Annotated in this window: 15 protein-coding genes; 6 read left to right on the top strand and 9 right to left on the bottom strand. The window is 72.5% G+C overall.

The genetic code is table 11. The features are described from left to right. Positions 1–20: 20 nt before the first annotated feature. The 8 genes from M6G08_RS00600 to M6G08_RS00565 form a co-directional block, all read right to left on the bottom strand. Positions 21–1,244: a TerD family protein gene (locus M6G08_RS00600; protein ID WP_272585219.1), complete on the bottom strand. Its 1,224-nt coding sequence runs from the start codon at positions 1,242–1,244 to the stop codon at positions 21–23. Between the two features lie 64 nt (positions 1,245–1,308). Beyond that, positions 1,309–1,554 carry a hypothetical protein gene (locus M6G08_RS00595; RefSeq protein WP_272585218.1) on the bottom strand — a complete coding sequence of 82 codons (246 nt, stop codon included), beginning with the start codon at positions 1,552–1,554 and terminating at the stop codon, positions 1,309–1,311. A gap of 173 nt (positions 1,555–1,727) precedes the next feature. Continuing rightward, complete coding sequence (locus M6G08_RS00590) at positions 1,728–2,717, bottom strand: zinc-dependent alcohol dehydrogenase family protein (RefSeq protein WP_272585217.1); 990 nt, start codon at positions 2,715–2,717, stop codon at positions 1,728–1,730. Continuing rightward, entirely contained in the window at positions 2,714–3,601 is an 888-nt protein-coding gene (locus M6G08_RS00585) for a carbohydrate ABC transporter permease (RefSeq protein ID WP_272585216.1), read from the bottom strand. Before M6G08_RS00585 ends, M6G08_RS00590 begins: the two co-directional genes overlap by 4 nt. Beyond that, the gene (locus tag M6G08_RS00580; protein WP_272585215.1) at positions 3,598–4,542 is read right to left on the bottom strand and encodes a carbohydrate ABC transporter permease; all 945 of its coding nucleotides are present in this window, start codon (positions 4,540–4,542) and stop codon (positions 3,598–3,600) included. The genes M6G08_RS00585 and M6G08_RS00580 overlap by 4 nt, the downstream gene beginning before the upstream one ends. Next, positions 4,539–5,912 (bottom strand): ABC transporter substrate-binding protein, encoded by a 1,374-nt coding sequence (locus M6G08_RS00575; RefSeq protein ID WP_272585214.1) that lies wholly within the window; start codon positions 5,910–5,912, stop codon positions 4,539–4,541. Before M6G08_RS00575 ends, M6G08_RS00580 begins: the two co-directional genes overlap by 4 nt. A 94-nt stretch (positions 5,913–6,006) precedes the next feature. Then, entirely contained in the window at positions 6,007–6,777 is a 771-nt protein-coding gene (locus tag M6G08_RS00570; RefSeq protein ID WP_272591214.1) for a DeoR/GlpR family DNA-binding transcription regulator, read from the bottom strand. Positions 6,778–7,049: 272 nt separating this feature from the next. Beyond that, the gene (locus tag M6G08_RS00565; RefSeq protein WP_272585213.1) at positions 7,050–7,859 is read right to left on the bottom strand and encodes an NAD-dependent epimerase/dehydratase family protein; all 810 of its coding nucleotides are present in this window, start codon (positions 7,857–7,859) and stop codon (positions 7,050–7,052) included. A gap of 196 nt (positions 7,860–8,055) precedes the next feature. Here M6G08_RS00565 and M6G08_RS00560 point away from each other — a divergent pair, with 196 nt between their 5' ends. After that, the gene (locus M6G08_RS00560) at positions 8,056–9,006 is read left to right on the top strand and encodes a 5-dehydro-4-deoxyglucarate dehydratase (protein WP_272585212.1); all 951 of its coding nucleotides are present in this window, start codon (positions 8,056–8,058) and stop codon (positions 9,004–9,006) included. Beyond that, positions 9,003–10,172 carry a hypothetical protein gene (locus tag M6G08_RS00555; protein WP_272585211.1) on the top strand — a complete coding sequence of 390 codons (1,170 nt, stop codon included), beginning with the start codon at positions 9,003–9,005 and terminating at the stop codon, positions 10,170–10,172. The genes M6G08_RS00560 and M6G08_RS00555 overlap by 4 nt, the downstream gene beginning before the upstream one ends. Before the next feature lie 110 nt (positions 10,173–10,282). Here the strand turns inward: M6G08_RS00555 and M6G08_RS00550 are convergent, their stop codons facing one another. Beyond that, a complete protein-coding gene (locus M6G08_RS00550) occupies positions 10,283–11,464 on the bottom strand; it encodes an MFS transporter (protein ID WP_272585210.1) in 1,182 nt (393 codons plus the stop codon). A 170-nt stretch (positions 11,465–11,634) separates the two neighbouring features. Here M6G08_RS00550 and M6G08_RS00545 point away from each other — a divergent pair, with 170 nt between their 5' ends. The 4 genes from M6G08_RS00545 to araD all read left to right on the top strand — a co-directional run bounded on the left by M6G08_RS00545 (position 11,635) and on the right by araD (position 15,704). Then, positions 11,635–12,237, top strand: a complete 603-nt coding sequence (locus M6G08_RS00545; protein ID WP_272585209.1) for a TIGR03086 family metal-binding protein — start codon at positions 11,635–11,637, stop codon at positions 12,235–12,237. 148 nt (positions 12,238–12,385) lie between these two features. Then, positions 12,386–13,054, top strand: coding sequence for a GntR family transcriptional regulator (locus tag M6G08_RS00540; RefSeq protein WP_073721513.1), 669 nt, complete (start codon positions 12,386–12,388; stop codon positions 13,052–13,054). Beyond that, complete coding sequence (locus tag M6G08_RS00535) at positions 13,051–13,959, top strand: dihydrodipicolinate synthase family protein (RefSeq protein WP_272585208.1); 909 nt, start codon at positions 13,051–13,053, stop codon at positions 13,957–13,959. The genes M6G08_RS00540 and M6G08_RS00535 overlap by 4 nt, the downstream gene beginning before the upstream one ends. After that, entirely contained in the window at positions 13,956–15,704 is a 1,749-nt protein-coding gene (gene araD, locus M6G08_RS00530; protein WP_272585207.1) for an L-arabinonate dehydratase, read from the top strand. Before M6G08_RS00535 ends, araD begins: the two co-directional genes overlap by 4 nt. Positions 15,705–15,726 lie beyond the last annotated feature (22 nt).

Below are 15,726 nucleotides of genomic sequence, written 5' to 3'. Positions count from 1 at the left end.
CGCCCCACCGAACCGGCTGCCTACAGCGCCTTCGCCGCCGGCTTCACCATGCCCCGCACCGTGCGGGACTTGACGAACTCACCCATGGCGGTCATCTCCCACTCGCCGGAGTACTGCCGGATCAGCTTCGCCATCATCACGCCGGTCTGCGGCTCGGCGCTGGTGAGGTCGAAGCGGACCAACTCCTCGCCGGTCGCGGCGTCCAGGAGGCGGCAGTACGCCTTGGCGACCTCGGTGAACTTCTGCCCGGAGAACGAGTTCACCGTGAAGACCAGACCACTGACCTCCTGCGGGAGCCGGCCCAGGTCGACGGTGATCACCTCGTCGTCACCGCCGCCCTCGCCGGTCAGATTGTCGCCGGAGTGCTTGATCGCGCCGCCCACGATGGACAGCTTGCCGAAGTAGCAGCTGTCGATGTGGTTGCGCTGCGGGCCGTAGGCGATGACCGACGCGTCGAGGTCGATGTCCTTGCCGCGGTACGCCGGCTCCCAGCCGAGGCCCATCTTGACCTGGGAGAGCACCGGACGGCCGCCCTTGACCAGGGAGACGGTCTGGTTCTTCTGGAGGCTGACCCGGCCCTTGTCGAGGTTGATCTTGCCGGTGCCCGGCGTCGGGGCCGGCGGGGCGGCCGGTGCCGCCGGGGGAGCGGCGGGCATCGTCGGCGCGGCGGCGGGCGGCGGGGGAGTGGCCGCGTGCGAGCGCGCCGGGGGCGAGGGCTGTGCGGGTGCGGCGGGCTGGGCCGGGGCGGCCGGCTCCTCCACCGTGACGCCGAAGTCGGTGGCGATGCCGGCCAGGCCGTTCGCATAGCCCTGGCCGACCGCGCGGGCCTTCCAGGCGCCGTTGCGCAGGTAGACCTCCACGATGACCAGGGCGGTCTCGGTGCCGAGCTGCGGCGGGGTGAAGGTGGCGAGGACGGAGTTGTCGTCCGCGTTGCGGATGGTGGCGGTGGGCTCGATGCCCTGGAAGGTCTGCCCGGCCGCGTCCGGGCTGGCGGTGACGACGATCTTCTCGATGCCCGGCGGGACGGCGGCGGTGTCCACCACGATCGCGTCCGGGGCGGTGCCGCCGCCGGAGCGGTACGTCACGCCCTGGCCGGTGGGCTGGTTGTAGAAGATGAAGTCGTCGTCGGAGCGCACCTTGCCGTCGGCGGTGAGCAGCAGGCCCGATACGTCGAGCCGCACGGGCGCGGCGACGTCCACCGTCACGCGGGCGGCGGAGAGGGGGATGTTCGAGCCGGGGGTCATAGCTGTCATGCCCGGTGAACGAGCGAGGGCGTTTTACCGTTCCCTTACCCGGGGGCCAATCGGGTCAGCGGCGGGGACGGGGGCTGTTCCGGGGGGTGTTGCGGGCGTGGTTGCGGGCCGTGCGTTCGTTTCCGTGTTTGTAGTTGCCGGTCCAGCGGGCCATGACCAGCTGGGGGTCGCCCGCCGCGACCTCCTGGAGGAAGCGGGCGGCTCGGGAGCCGTTGAGGGTGGTGGCGGGGTGGTTGTGGTGGGTGATGTGGACGGTGCCGGTCGCGGTTGCGGTGTAGGCGAAGCCGTTCGGTTTGGGCATGCGGGGATCGTAGGAGGGGTGCGGGTGGGGGACCAGGGGTTTTCGCCCCCGCCGCCCCTTCCCTTCCCGTCCCCGGGGGCTGCGCCCCCAGACCCCCGCTTCCCCGCTTTCGGCCTGGACGGCCTCGTCCTCAAACGCCGGACGGGCTGGAGGTGCCGGCCGGGTGAGAAGTCCTACGGCACCACCACGATCTTCCGGCCCACCCCCGCCGCGAACTGCTCCAGCGCCTCCGGATAGCGAGCCAGCTCGATGCGGTCGCTGATGAAGACGTCCGGGTCCAGGACGCCGTTCGCGAACAGCTCGGCCGCGCGTTCGTAGCTGTGCAGGACCGCCATCGAACCGGTGATCGTGATCTCCTGGTTGTAGATGCGGTACGGGTCGATCTGCACCCGGGTCGCGTAGTCGGCGACGCCGAACTGGAGGAAGGTGCCGGCCTTGGCGACGCGGTCCAGGCCGTCCTGGATGGCCGCGGCGTTGCCGGTGGCGTCGATGACCAGGTCCCAGCCCTGGGGGCGGTCCAGTTCGTCGGGGGTCGCGGCCGAGGCCGAGACGCCCAGGCCGCGGGCGGTCTCCAGGCGGGCCGGGTTGAGGTCCACCACGTCCACGCTCGCGGCGCCGGTGCGCTTGGCCAGCTCCAGCATCATCAGGCCCATCGTGCCGGAGCCGTAGATCAGGACGTGGGCGCCGAGGCGGGACTGGAGGACGTCGTAGCCGCGGACCGCGCAGGAGAGCGGTTCGATCAGGGCGGCGTCCTGGGTGCGGACGTGTTCCGGGAGTTTCACGCAGTTCGCGACCGGTGCCACCGCGTACTGTGCCGCGCCGCCCGCCGTGGTGACGCCGATGGCCGCCCAGCGTTCGCAGAGGTTGTTGTGGCCGGTGCGGCAGTAGCGGCACTCGTAGCAGTAGAGGGAGGGGTCGACGGCGACCTGGTCGCCGACCGCCACCTCCGTGACCCGCGCGCCGACGCCGACCACCTCGCCGGCGAACTCGTGGCCCGGCACGATCGGGAGCTTGGGGGCGAACTCGCCCTGGAGGATGTGCAGGTCGGTGCCGCACAGGCCGCAGGCGGCGACCTCGACGACGACCTCGCGCGGCCCTGGCGTCGGGTCGGGGACCTCGGTGACGACGGCGCGGCCCACGGACTCGATGACGGCGGCCTTCATTTCACGGCTCCCAACGACAGGCCCTGGACCAGTTTGTCCTGGGCGGCGAACCCCGCGGCGAGCACCGGCAGGGAGATGACGAGCGACGCGGCGCACACCTTGGCCAGGAAGAGGCCCTGGCTGGTGATGAAGCCGGTCAGGAAGACGGGGGCGGTCTCGGCGACCACGCCCGTCAGCACCCGGGCGAAGAGCAGTTCGTTCCAGCTGAAGATGAAGCAGATGAGGGAGGTCGCGGCGATGCCGGGCAGGGCGATCGGGGCGACCACCCGGGCCAGGACGGTGGGCAGTTTCGCGCCGTCCACCCGGGCCGCTTCGATGATCGCGACCGGGACCTCGGCCAGGAAGGACTGCATCATCCAGACAGCGATCGGCAGGTTCATCGACGTGTAGAGGATGACCAGCAGCCAGATGTTGTCCAGCATGTCCGTGTTCTTGGCGAACAGGTAGATCGGCAGCAGGCCCGCCACCACCGGCAGCATCTTGGTGGAGAGGAAGAAGAAGAGGACGTCCGTCCACCTCTTCACCGGGCGGATCGAGAGGGCGTACGCGGCGGGCAGGGCCAGGACCAGGACCAGGAGGGTCGAGGCGACCGACGCGACCGCCGAGTTGATCAGCGCGGGCCAGGGGCTCGCGCCGCCGTCCGCGCCGAAGAACTCTCGGTAGCCGTCCAGGGTGAGGGAGGCGGCGAAGGACGGCGGGTTGGTGGCGGCGTCCTCCTCGGAGTGGAAGGAGGTCAGGGCCATCCAGGCGATGGGCAGGAAGAAGACGATCCCGGCCAGCCAGGCGGCCAGGCCCAGGCCGGCGCCCGCCTTGCGGCGGGTCCGTACGGGCTTGTCGGCGGTGGTGCCGGTGGCGGCGGGGCGTACGGCGGTGGTGGCGCTCATGCGCGGCCGACCTCCTCGCGGAACAGGGACGACACCACGCGCAGCGCGAAGGTGGCGATGACGATGGAGCCGATGACGACCAGGACGCCCGCGGCCGAGGCGAGGCCGTTCTCGTGGGCCTGGTAGAAGCTCTGGTAGACGGTGTAGGGCAGGTTGGCCGTGCCCAGGCCGCCGGAGGTGATGGTGAAGACCGCGTCGAAGTTCTGGACGATGTAGATGGAGCCGAGCAGGGCGCCGAGTTCCAGGTAGCGGCGCAGGTGGGGCAGGGTGAGGTGGACGAAGATCTGCCAGTCGCTCGCGCCGTCCACCCGGGCGGCCTCGATCTGCTGCTGGTCCCGGCTCTGGAGGCCGGCGAGCAGGATCAGCATCATGAAGGGCGTCCACTGCCACACCAGCGCGGCCTCCACCGCGAGCAGCGGGGTGTTGGAGATCCAGTCGGGCTGCGGGCCGCCGACGTAGTGCAGCAGGCCGTTGAGCAGGCCGTACTCCGGGTTGTAGAGGACGTGCTTCCAGAGCAGGGCGGCCGCGACGGGGACGACGAGGAACGGCGCGATGAGCAGGGTGCGGACCACACCCCGGCCCTTGAACCTCCGGTCCAGGAGCAGCGCGAGGGCCAGGCCCAGGACCAGGCTGGCCAGGACCACCGCCACCGTCAGCAGGATCGTCGTCCACACCGACTTGCGCAGCGCCGGGTCGGACAGCACGTCGCCGTAGTTGCCGAAGCCGGTGAAGGAACGGGCGTCGGGGTAGAGGGCGTTCCAGTCGAAGAAGGAGATCACCAGGGTCGCCACGAAGGGCAGCTGGGTGACCACGATCATGAAGATGAGGGCGGGCAGGAGCGGGGCCCGGGTGGCCCAGGCCTTCAGCCGGGGCGACGGCGGGCGGACGGGGGCGGGTACGTGGTCGGGTGCGGCCGAGGGGGCCGTTGTCGTGGCGCTCATCGTCCCTCGTACTCCTCGGAGATCTGCTCGGCGAGCTGCTGGGACTTCTTCAGGGCCTGTTCGACGGACTGGCGTCCGGCGATGGCCGCGCTGATCTCCTGGGAGACCTTGGTGCCGAGGTCGGTGAACTCGGGGATGCCGACGAACTGGATGCCGGGCGCGGGGCGCGGCTGCACGCCGGGGTCCTTGGGCTTGGCGCCCTCGATGGCCGCCCGGGTCATCTCCTGGAAGGCGGCGGCCTCCTTGACGTAGTCAGGGTTCTCGTACGTCGAGGCGCGCTTGCCGGCCGGGACGTTGGACCAGCCGATCTCGTCGCCGACCAGCTGCTCGTACTCCTTGCTGGACGCCCAGGAGACGAACTGCCAGGCCTTGTCGGGGTTGCGGGAGGCCTTCTGGATGCCCCAGGCCCAGGTGTAGAGCCAGCCGGAGGAGTCGGTCTTCTCCACGGGGGCGGGCGCGTAGCCGATCTTGCCCTTGACGGGGGAGTTCGCCGACTCCAGGGAGCCGGCCGCGGAGGTGGCGTCGTACCACATGGCGACGTTGCCCTGGGTCATGTTGTTCAGGCACTCCGCGAAGCCGGACTGGGCGGCGCCGGACTGGCCGTGCTCGCGGACCAGGTCGACATAGAACTTCGTCGCCTTCTCCCACTCGGGGGAGTCGAGCCGGGCGTTCCAGTCCTCGTCGAACCAGGTGCCGCCGAAGGTGTTCACGACCGTCGTCAGCGGCGCCATCAGCTCGCCCCAGCCGGGCAGGCCGCGCAGGCAGATCCCCTTCATGTCCGGTTCGGCGCCGTCGAGTTCGGCCGCGAGGTCCGCCACCTGGGTCCAGGTGGGTCGCTCGGGCATGGTCAGGCCCTCCTGCTCGAACACGTCCTTGCGGTACATCAGGAAGGACGACTCGCCGTAGAAGGGCTGGCCGTAGAGCTTGCCGTCGTCGCCGGTGAGGGACTCGCGCATCGGCTTCAGGATGTCCTGCTGGTCGTACGCCGGGTCCTCGGCGACATAGGGGTCCATCTCGTGCAGCCAGTCGTTGCGGGCGTAGATCGGTATCTCGTAGTTGGAGAGGGTGGCGACGTCGTACTGGCCGGCCTGGTTGGCGAAGTCCTGGCTGATCTTGTCGCGGACGTCGTTCTCCGGCAGGACGGTGAAGTTCACCTTGATGCCGGTGTCCTTGGTGAAGTGGTCGGCGGTGAGCTTCTGCAACTCGGCCATCTGCGGGTTGTTGACCATCAGGACGTTGATGGAGTTGCCGCCGGATCCGGCGCCGCCCGCCCCGACCCAGCAGCCGGAGAGCAGCGGGGCGAGCAGCGTCCCTGCGGCGGCCATGGCGAGCGTGGCTTGCGGCAGCCTCCGTCGGCTCTGGGTTCGCATGGATCGCTCCTGAACATATGGGGAGGTATGGGGCAGCGGAGGGTGTGGGGGTGCCCTCCGGGGACGTGGGTGGGTGTGTCGGTGGTTCGGTGTGTCAGACGCGGACGACCTGCGGGCCGAGCAGTGAGTAGCGGTGGGCCTCGGCCGTGGGCAGCAGGGTGCTGGTGACGATCGCCTCCAGGGCGCCGACCTCCGCGAACCGGCAGAAGCTGACCGCCCCGAACTTGGTGTGCGTGCCCGCGAAGACGGTGCGGCGGGCGGCCCGGATGGCCTGGGCCTTGACCTCGCTGACCGCCGGGTCGGGGGTGGTGAGGCCGTGCTCGCGGGAGATGCCGTTGGCGCCGATGTACGCCAGGTCGATGACGAAGCCGGCCAGCATCTTCGTCGTCCAGTGGTCGACGGTGGCCAGCGTGCCCGAGCGGACCCGGCCGCCGAGCAGCAGGACGGAGGTGTCCGAGGACTCGGCGAGCGCGCCGGCGACCGGGAGGGAGGCGGTGACCACGGTGAGCGGGCGGTCCCGGGGCAGGGCCTCGGCGATGAGCTGGGGGGTGAAGCCCTCGTCGACGAAGACCGTCTCGGCGTCGCCGAGCAGTTCGGCCGCCGCGGCGGCGACCCGGCGCTTCTCGGGAACGTGGCTGGTGGCGCGGAAGGCGAGCGTGGTCTCGAACCCGGCGCTCTCCACGGGATAGGCGCCGCCGTGGGTGCGGCGGACCAGGCCGTGGTCCTCCAGGGCGCGCAGGTCCCGGCGGACGGTCTCCTTGGCGACGCCCAGGTCGGCGGCGAGCGCGGTGACGTCGACGGAGCCGGTGGCGCGGGCGATCCGCACGATCTCCCGCTGGCGTTCCTCCGCCGTCCTCGTGCCCATGCCGAACACCCGCCTCACCGCCTCGTCGCCGTGACCCTGCCCGTTCGGGCCCGTGGGACCCATGGGGGAAGTTGTACAGCGGCCATGCGGCACTGACCAGGTCTGTCGCGGAGCCGATGCTGCCCGTTTGTGCCCGTTCCGGTCGCCGGGTGCCCGTCCCGGACCTGGCAGTCGGCAGCCGGGAGGGTGGGAACGGGCAGTGCGGACGCCCGCATGCCGGGGCGGGCGGGCCCGTTCGGTGCCCGCCCGCCCCGCCCGCCGACCGGTTCCGGTCAGTACGGCCAGATCGGGGGGTCGGTCACGAAGTGACCGCCCAGGCACGCGTGCGCCGGATCGTCCGGGTCGAGTTCGCCCTGCTCGGCGATCAGCTTCGCGGCGTACGGCTCGGAGTCGTCCTGCGGTGCGTAGCCGAGCGCCCGCGCGGAGGTGAGGTCCCACCACAGGCGGGTGTTGGCGGAGGAGCCGTGGACGACGGTGTGCCCGACGTTCCGAGCGGTCAGGGCGGCGTCGAAGAGCCGGGCGCCGTCGGCGGGGCTCATCCACACCGAGAGCATGCGCACGCTGGTCGGCTCGGGGAAGCAGGAGCCGATGCGGACGGAGACCGTCTCCAGGCCGTGCTTGTCCCAGTAGAGCTGGGCGAGGTCCTCGCCGAAGCACTTGGACAGGCCGTAGAAGGTGTCCGGGCGGCGCGGGGTGTCGATCGGGATGAGCGGGTCGTCGCCCCGGGGACGCGGGGTGTAGCCGACGGCGTGGTTGGAGGAGGCGAAGACGATGCGTTTGACGCCTTCCTCGCGGGCGGCCTCGTAAAGGTTGTACGTGCCCTCGATGTTGGCCTTCAGGATCTTCTCGAAGGGGGCTTCCAGGGAGATGCCCGCGAGGTGGATGATCGCGTCGACGCCCCGGACCGCCTCGCGCACGGCCGCCCGGTCGGCCAGGTCGGCGACGACCGCCTCCGGCTCGCCCTCGATCGGGCGCAGGTCGAGCAGGCGCAACGCGTAGCCGTGGGCGGGCAGCAGCTCCCGCATGAGGGTGCCGAGGCCGCCGGCGGCGCCGGTGAGCAGGACGGTGCGGGGAGCGGGCATCCTTCGGGACTCCTGGGTTTCCTGAAGCGGCGACAGTTGTACGAATCCGTGCCTGGAGTTCATATGCGTGGACACGCTAAGGAGCGGGTGGTCGTGCGTCAAGAGGGCGCCTGCTTGACGGTGTTCGCGGGGCGGCTTAGCGTGGTCGCGTTCAGAAATGTAGACGCAGATCATGCATATGGAATGGGGAGCGCCCGTGACCTCAGCCCCTCTCGCCGCCCGGCTCACCGTCCCCAGCGGGCCGCTGTTCTTTCCCGTCACGGCCTACGGCCCCGACGGGGGAGTGGACCTCGACGTCTACCGCGCGCACGTGCGCCGCGGGGTGGACGCCGGTGCCGCCGCCGTCTTCGCCTGCTGCGGCACCGGAGAGTTCCACGCGCTGACGCCCGAGGAGTTCGAGGCGTGCGTACGGGCGGCCGTCGAGGAGACCGCGGGACGCGTCCCCGTCCTCGCCGGCGCGGGCTACGGCACCGCCCTCGCCGTGCGCTACGCCCGCCTCGCCGAGCAGGCCGGGGCCGACGGCCTGCTCGCCATGCCGCCCTACCTGGTCGTCGCCGGGCAGGAAGGGCTGCTGCGGCACTACCGGGAGCTGGCCGCCGCGACCGCCCTGCCGGTCGTCGTCTACCAGCGCGACAACGCCGTGTTCACCCCGGAAACGGTGGTCCGACTGGCCCGCACGGACGGGATCGCCGGCCTCAAGGACGGCCTCGGCGACCTCGACCTCATGCAGCGGACCGTCAGCGCCGTGCGCACCGACGCCCCGGACGGCGACTTCCTCTACTTCAACGGACTGCCGACCGCCGAGCAGACCCAGCTCGCCTACCGCGCCCTCGGCGTCCCCCTCTACTCGTCCGCGGTCTTCTGCTTCGCCCCCGAGGTCGCCCTCGCCTTCCACCGGGCGCTGCGCGAGGACGACGACGCCACCGTGCACCGTCTGCTGGACGGCTTCTACCGGCCGTTCGTCGAACTGCGCTCCCAGGGCCGCGGGTACGCCGTCGCCCTGGTCAAGGCGGGCGTACGGCTGCGCGGCCTGGACGTGGGGGAGGTGCGGACGCCGTTGCAGGAACCGGCCGAGGAGCACGTGAAGCAGCTCGCCCTGCTGATCGAGCGGGGCCAGGCGCTGCTGGACGCGGAGGGTGACCAGTGAGGGCGTCGGCGTTCGTCTACCCCTGGGACGTCAACGGGGACCCGGCGGCGGCGCAGCGCGTCGCGGACCTGGGCGTGGAGCAGGTGACGCTCGCCGCCGCCTACCACTCCACCCGCGCCCTGACCCCCCGCCACCCGCGTCACCGCGTCGTCACCGCCGAACACGCCGCCGTCCTCTACCCACCGGACACCGCCCGCTGGGAAGGCCACGAGCTGCGCCCGTACGAGGCCGGCGACTGGGCGCCCGGCGACGCGTACGGCGAGGCCGCCGCCGCGCTCGCGGACGCGGGCCTGGAGGTGCACACCTGGGTCGTCCTCGCCCACAACTCCCGCCTCGGCGCGGAACACCCGCAGACCTCCGTCGTCAACGCCTACGGCGACCGCTACCCCTGGGCGCCGTGCGTCGCGCAGCCCGCCACCCGCGCGTACCTCACCGGCCTGGCCGCCGAGGCGGCGACGCGTCCCGGGGCACGCGGCACCGAGCTGGAGTCCCTCGGCTGGTACGGCCTCGCCCACCTGCACGCCCACGACAAGACCGGCGGGGTCGGTCTCGGGGACGCCGGGCAGTACCTCATGTCCCTGTGCTTCTGCCCGCACTGCCGGGAGGGCTACGGCGCGCAGGGCCTCGACGCCGACGCCCTGGCCGCCGCCGTGCGCGCCGCACTGGAGCCGGTGTGGCGGGGGAGCGCACCGTCGGACGGGGGCTGGCCGGGCGTGGAGAAACTGCTCGGCGAGGGATACGCGAACGCCACGCGCGCCTGGCGGGACGAGCGGGCCCGCACCCTCCAGGAGGCGGCGGTCGCGGCCGTGCGCGCCGCCGCTCCCGACGGCTTCCGGGTCCTGCTGCACGCCGACCCGGTGTCGTACCACTGCGGCGCCAACGCCGGTGTCGACCCCGCGCACATCCTCTCCGTCGCCGACGGCGTGGTCATGCCCTGCACGGGCGGCGCGGGTCTGCTGACGCCGTTCGCCGAGCAGGGCCGCGACGGGGCCGTCCTCGCGGCCAACCTCACCGTGGTCTCCGGGATGGGCGGCCGCCCCGACACGCTCGCCGCGGACGCGGCACGGGCGGGGGAACTGGGCGCGACGGAGCTGCGGCTGTACCACGCGGGGCTGGCGTCGGACGGGGATCTGGAGGCGGTGCGGGAGGGGTTGCGGGTGAGGTGAGTGGGGGGGGCGGGCCCGTGTCTCGGGCCCGTGTCTCGGGTGCGGGTCGGTGGGGGCTGGTCGCGCAGTTCCCCGCGCTGCTTTCAGTGGCGCAGTTCCCCGCGTTCCTTTCAGGGGCGCCGCAGTGCCGTCGCCGTCGCTGCCAGGACCACGCCCAGGGCCGGCATCAGCAGACGCAGGTCGACCGTCTCGACCAGCACGGCGCCGACGGCCAGCCCGAGCACGTTCGGGGCGAAGACCAAGGAGCCCGCCGTCGCGGTCACCCTGCCCAGCAGCGCGCCCGGCGTCTCGTGCTGGACGGCGGTCAGGGTCGCGATCAGCACCGCGGGCAGCCCCGCGCCGATCGCCGCGCCGGACGCCAGGGCCACGGCGTCGTAAGGCGCCGCCCGCGCCGTCACCGCCACCGCCAGCAGGGCGATCCCGGCCGCCGCGAACCGTCGTCCGCCCAGCCGTCGCAGGGCCGGCCCCGCCAGCAGCCCGACCACCACCGACCCGGCGCCCTGGACGGCGTACAGCGCGCCCGCGTACGCGGGGGAGTGCCCGAGGGCGTCGACGACGGCGTAGGCCGTGGCGCCGTTCACGCCCGCGCACAGCATCGTGACGCCGCCCGCCAGGACGAGCGGGCGCAGCCGGGGGTGCCCCCACAGGTACCGGGCGCCCTCGGTCGTCTGCCGCCGCCAGTTCACCGTGGGCCGTTCCGGCCTCGCCTCCCGCCCGCGCACAGCCGCGTACAGCCCGGCGGCCAGCACGAACGTCGCCGCGTCCAGCAGGGCCACACTCGCGCCGCCGTACGCCGCGTACAGGCCCGCCCCGGCCGCGGGAGCAACGAGCTTCATGCCCTCGTTCGCGGTCATGCGCAGCCCGTTGAAGTCGCCGAGCAGCCGGGTGTCGACGGCGGAGGCGACGAGCGCCGACTCGGCCGCGTCGTGCACGACGCCCGCCGCGCCGTACACGAACAGCACGGCGAACAGCAGCCACAGCGCGTCCGGTGAGTCGACCGCGAAGAGGGTGAGCAGGAGGGCGGCCATGAGCAGGCTGGTGCCGATCAGCAGGGGCCCCCGGCGAGTGCGGTCGGCGAGCGTGCCCAGCGCCGGGCCCACCAGCGTGGGCGCCCACATCGCGAGCACGGCCAGCGCCGCGAGTCCGTCCGAGCCGGTGAGGTCCTTCACCCAGACGCCGGCCGCCAGCCACAGCGCCGAGGTGCCGAAACCGGACACCACCACCCCGGCGAGATACAGGCCCGCGTTGCGGTCGCGCAGGACGCGGGCCACGGGCCATGCCCTGCGCGTCATCTTCCTCGTGTGCGTCTTCCTTGCCGTCATGCCTGGTCATCGTCGATCTGAGGGGTGGGTGTCGGCATCGGGCAGACGCCTTGGGTGCGGGCGTGGCCGCCGATGAGTTTCGCGGCCGTGATCGGTCTACCTCCTGACAGAGCCGACCGCCCGTTCCCGAGGAGCAGCCGATGACCGCCGACCCCGCCACCCCCGACCTCGGACCGCAGACGCGGGTCCTGGCACGCCTCGCCGAGGGCGTGGGCGACGCCCGGCTCGCCGACCCGACCCCCTGCCCCGACCTGGCCGTCCGCAACCTCATCGGCCACCTCGCCGGCCTGGCCGTCGCCTTCCGCGACGCCGCGCGCAAGGAGCTGGGTGCCACCACCGACACCAGCCCCGAGGCGAGCGTGCCCGACATCGGCCCCGGCTGGCGCGAGGAGCTGCCGAAGGTGCTCGGCGAACTCGCCGAGGCCTGGCGCGACCCGGCCGCCTGGACCGGTATGACCCGGGCCGGTGGCGTCGACCTGCCCGGTGAGGTGGCCGGCGCGGTCGTCGCCGACGAGCTCGTGATCCACGGCTGGGACCTGGCCCGCGCCACCGGCCAGGAGTACGCCCCCGACCCGGCCGCCCTCCAGGCGGCGTACGGCCTCCTCGCCGCCTCCGCCGAGGAGTCCGACCGGGACGCCGGCATGTTCGGCCCCGTCGTCCCCGTGCCCGCCGACGCGCCGCTGCTCGACCGGGCGGTGGGCCTGAGCGGACGCGACCCGCGCTGGACGCCGCCCGCCCGGTAGCGGCACCGGAACCTCCCGGTAACGGCACCAGAACCTCAACTTCCTTTGTCAGAAGCATTGACGCCGCCCCGCGCCCCTCTTACCTTCAACGCGTCGTACTCCGTACGTCATATATGAGACGCGATACGCGATATCCCGAGAGGCGCGCATGACCTCTGTGCCCACGCCGATCCCCTCCCGCACGCAGTACGTGCTGGAGGAGATCAAACGCCGCATCCTCACCGGTCGGCTCACCCCCGGCCAGGCCCTGGTCGAGACCGACCTCGCCGCACAGTTCGGGGTGTCCAAGACACCGGTGCGCGAGGCGCTCAAGACGCTGGCCGGTACCGGACTGGTGGTGATGAACCAGTACAAGGGCGTCACGGTGCGCATGGTGGACGCGGACATGGCGCGCGAGGTCTACGACGTGCGGCTGCTCCTGGAGCCCGAGGCGCTCAAGCGCGCCGTGCGCCGCGGAGCCTCCCTGGACGCCGCCAGCGACGCGCTGACCCGGGCCGACCGGGCCACGGACACCGCCGAACGGTCGCTGGCCAACCGGGAGTTCCACCGCGCCCTGTACGTGCCGTGCGGCAACCCGCTGCTCGGCCGGATGCTCGACGAGGTCCGCGACCAGGCGGCCCTCGTCTCCGCCGTCGCCTGGGCCGCCGACCCCTCATGGGAACGGGAGGCCGGCGAGCACCAGGAGATCCTGCGCCTCGCCCTCGCCGGTGACGCGGACGGTGCGGCACGCGCCCTCCACGCGCACATCGCGTCCTTCGTCGAGCGGGCCTTCCCCGAAGCGGGAGACCAGGCCCAGGAAGAGGACGGTCAGGCATGACAGCGACGTTCGAGACCCAGCGGGCGGCCCTGGCCGACGTGGTGGCGATCCCGGTGACCCCGTTCGCCGAGGACGGCTCCGTCGACCCCGCCACCTACCGGGCCCTGCTGCGTCGTCTCCTCGACGGTGGCATCACGACCCTCACCCCGAACGGCAACACCGGCGAGTTCTACGCCCTCTCCCCGGCCGAGCGCAGCCTCGTCACCGAGCTGACGGCCGAGGAGGCCGGCGACCGCGCCGCGATCCTCGTCGGGGTCGGCCACGACGTGCCGACCGCCGTCGCCTCCGCCCGGCACGCCCGCGACCTCGGTGCTTCCATGGTCATGGTCCACCAGCCCGTCCACCCCTACGTCTCCCAGGGCGGCTGGGTCGACTACCACCGCGCCATCGCCGAGGCCGTGCCCGAGCTGGGCGTCGTGCCCTACCTGCGCAACCCGCAGCTGCCCGGCGCCCGCCTCGCCCAGCTCGCCGACGCCTGCCCCAACGTCATCGGCGTCAAGTACGCCGTCCCGGACGCCGCCCGCTTCGCCGCCTTCGCCCGCGACGCCGGCCTCGACCGCTTCGTGTGGGTCGCCGGCCTGGCCGAGCCGTACGCGCCCTCCTACTTCTCCGCGGGCGCCACCGGCTTCACCTCCGGGCTGGTCAACGTCGCCCCGGCCGTCTCGCTCAACATGATCGAAGCCCTTCGAGCCGGTGACTACCCGGCCGCGATGAAGGTCTGGGAGCAGATCCGCCGCTTCGAGGAGCTGCGCGCCGCCAACGGCTCCGCCAACAACGTCACCGTGGTCAAGGAGGCCCTGGCCTCGCTGGGCCTGTGCCGCCGTGAGGTACGCCCGCCGAGCAAGCCGCTGCCCGAGGACGAGCGCGCCGAGGTCGCCGCCATCGCCGCGGGGTGGTCGATATGACAGCCCCGGCCGGCCGGAGGTCTCCCGAGCAGCTCCGCAGCCACCAGTGGTACGGGAGCGGAGTCTCGTCGGGCCTGCGCTCCTTCAGTCACCGCGCCCGCACCCGCCAGCTCGGCTACCTGCCCGAGGAGCACCTCGGCAAGCCCGTCATCGCGATCCTCAACACCTGGTCCGACATCAACCCCTGCCACGTCCACCTGCGCGACCGTGCCCAGGCCGTCAAGCGGGGCGTCTGGCAGGCGGGCGGCTTCCCCCTCGAATTCCCGGTCTCCACGCTCAGCGAGACCTTCCAGAAGCCGACCCCGATGCTCTACCGCAACCTGCTCGCCATGGAGACCGAGGAGCTGCTGCGCTCCTACCCGGTCGACGGCGCCGTGCTCATGGGCGGCTGCGACAAGTCCACCCCCGCCCTGCTCATGGGCGCCGCCAGCGTCGACCTGCCCGCCGTCTTCGTGCCCGCCGGGCCCATGCTCCCCGGCCACTGGCGCGGCGAGACCCTCGGCTCCGGCACCGACATGTGGAAGTACTGGGACGACAAGCGGGCCGGCCTCATCGGCGACTGCGAGATGCTGGAGCTGGAGAGCGGCCTGGCCCGCTCGCCCGGCCACTGCATGACGATGGGCACCGCCTCCACGCTGACCGCCGCCGCCGAAGCCCTCGGCGTCACCGTCCCGGGCGCCTCCAGCATCCCGGCCGTCGACTCCGGCCACGACCGGATGGCCGCCGCCGCCGGACTGCGCGTCGTCGAACTCGTCCACCAGGACCGGAAACTGAGCGACATCCTCACGGCCGACGCCTTCGAGGACGCGGTCACCACCGTGCTCGGCCTCGGCGGCTCCACCAACGCGGTGATCCACCTGATCGCCATGGCGGGCCGCGCGGGCGTCACCCTCACCCTCGACGACTTCGACCGCGTCGCCCGCACCGTCCCGGTACTGGCCAACGTCCGCCCCGGCGGACAGACCTACCTGATGGAGGACTTCCACTTCGCCGGCGGCCTGCCCGGCTTCCTCTCCCGCATCCCCGACCTGCTCCACCTCGACCGGCCGACCGTCTCGCACGACACGATGCGCGAGCAGATCGCGGCCGCACGGGTGCACCACGACGACGTCATCCGGCCCCGCGACAACCCGGTCGCGGCCGAGGGCGGGGTCGCCGTCCTGCGCGGCAACCTCTGCCCCGACGGCGCCGTCATCAAGCACATCGCCGCCGAGCCCCACCTGCTCAAGCACACCGGCCCCGCGGTCGTCTTCGACGACTACAAGACCATGCAGCGCACCATCAACGACCCGTCCCTCGGCATCACCGCCGACAGCGTGCTGGTCCTGCGCAACGCCGGACCCAAGGGCGGGCCGGGCATGCCCGAGTACGGCATGCTGCCCATCCCCGACCACCTGCTCAAGCAGGGCGTGCGCGACATGGTCCGGATCTCCGACGCCCGCATGAGCGGCACGAGTTACGGCGCGTGCGTGCTGCACGTGGCCCCCGAGTCGTACGTCGGCGGACCGCTGGCGCTGGTCCGCACAGGCGACCCGATCACCCTCGACGTCGAGGCCCGCTCCCTCCACCTGGGCGTGGACGACGAGGAGCTGGAGCGCCGCAGGGCCGCGTGGACGCCGCCACCCGCCCGCTACGAACGGGGCTACGGCGCCCTCTACAACGAACAGATCACCCAGGCCGACACCGGCTGCGACTTCGAGTTCCTGGCCCGGCCGGGCAAGGTGCGGGACCCGTACGCCGGCTGAACCCCGTACGACATGAACGCCT

The organism is Streptomyces sp. M92, assembly GCF_028473745.1.
Taxonomy (GTDB): Bacteria; Actinomycetota; Actinomycetes; order Streptomycetales; family Streptomycetaceae; genus Streptomyces.
Note: the sequence above shows the minus strand (reverse complement) of the source record. Positions and strands in the feature narration are given on the sequence as shown.

Bases quoted from the DNA above. Each gene is read 5' to 3' on its own strand.
- M6G08_RS00535 (WP_272585208.1), top strand. From the start codon at position 13,051: ATGACAGCGACGTTCGAGACCCAGCGGGCGGCCCTGGCCGACGTGGTG.
- M6G08_RS00595 (WP_272585218.1), bottom strand. From the start codon at position 1,554: ATGCCCAAACCGAACGGCTTCGCCTACACCGCAACCGCGACCGGCACC.
- M6G08_RS00550 (WP_272585210.1), bottom strand. From the start codon at position 11,464: ATGACGCGCAGGGCATGGCCCGTGGCCCGCGTCCTGCGCGACCGCAAC.
- M6G08_RS00540 (WP_073721513.1), top strand. From the start codon at position 12,386: ATGACCTCTGTGCCCACGCCGATCCCCTCCCGCACGCAGTACGTGCTG.
- M6G08_RS00565 (WP_272585213.1), bottom strand. From the start codon at position 7,859: ATGCCCGCTCCCCGCACCGTCCTGCTCACCGGCGCCGCCGGCGGCCTC.
- M6G08_RS00585 (WP_272585216.1), bottom strand. From the start codon at position 3,601: ATGAGCGCCACCACCGCCGTACGCCCCGCCGCCACCGGCACCACCGCC.
- M6G08_RS00575 (WP_272585214.1), bottom strand. From the start codon at position 5,912: ATGCGAACCCAGAGCCGACGGAGGCTGCCGCAAGCCACGCTCGCCATG.
- M6G08_RS00580 (WP_272585215.1), bottom strand. From the start codon at position 4,542: ATGAGCGCCACGACAACGGCCCCCTCGGCCGCACCCGACCACGTACCC.
- M6G08_RS00545 (WP_272585209.1), top strand. From the start codon at position 11,635: ATGACCGCCGACCCCGCCACCCCCGACCTCGGACCGCAGACGCGGGTC.
- araD (WP_272585207.1), top strand. From the start codon at position 13,956: ATGACAGCCCCGGCCGGCCGGAGGTCTCCCGAGCAGCTCCGCAGCCAC.
- M6G08_RS00590 (WP_272585217.1), bottom strand. From the start codon at position 2,717: ATGAAGGCCGCCGTCATCGAGTCCGTGGGCCGCGCCGTCGTCACCGAG.
- M6G08_RS00600 (WP_272585219.1), bottom strand. From the start codon at position 1,244: ATGACCCCCGGCTCGAACATCCCCCTCTCCGCCGCCCGCGTGACGGTG.
- M6G08_RS00570 (WP_272591214.1), bottom strand. From the start codon at position 6,777: ATGGGCACGAGGACGGCGGAGGAACGCCAGCGGGAGATCGTGCGGATC.